The 467-nt window shown below is 51.2% G+C and carries 1 protein-coding gene and 1 pseudogene; both read right to left on the bottom strand.

The window, feature by feature from the left end; all coding sequences use genetic code 11:
* Positions 1-208: pseudogene (locus FY251_RS22890) on the bottom strand (NAD-dependent dehydratase); the annotation flags it as partial.
* 41 nt (positions 209-249) lie between these two features.
* Positions 250-467: polysaccharide biosynthesis C-terminal domain-containing protein (locus FY251_RS21165; protein WP_187367480.1), on the bottom strand; the 218-nt coding region annotated here is incomplete at its 5' end.

Genomic DNA, 467 nt, shown 5'->3' with positions numbered 1-467 from the left:
AGGTGATATCGCGTCCGGTGATTTCTTTCCAGGCAGCCAGGCGATCACTCATGGGAGAGATCGGGGTCAGTGAAGAGCACTCGAGCTCATTATCGATGTTGCGCCTGGAGAGGTCATCCACGATGCGTATTTCATGGTCAAGTGCGGACAGATGCAATGCAGTCGGCCAGCCGCAGAAGCCATCGCCCCCTAGTATCAGGATTTTCATGACATTCTCCTTTTATATGAGATTGTTGAGGATAGAGTTTTCTAAAAAATTCCCGGCCGTAGCTGTAATCGCCGGTAAACTTTAAAAGCTAACACCGTGTTCCATGTCAAAAGTCCAGCGGCGGCGGCGTACGCTGCACCCTGCGCGCCGTAAGACGGTATCAGTATCAGTGATGCTGATACGTTAACGATAAGCCCGGCAAGGTGCCCGAGAAGGGTTTCTCTCTCAAATCCAGTCATTGTCAGGAACAGACCAACTG

The sequence above is a fragment of the Haloferax sp. KTX1 genome (genome assembly GCF_902410085.1).
Classification (GTDB): Archaea; Halobacteriota; Halobacteria; order Halobacteriales; family Haloferacaceae; genus Haloferax; species Haloferax massiliensis.
This window is presented reverse-complemented; position numbering and strand designations above follow the sequence as displayed.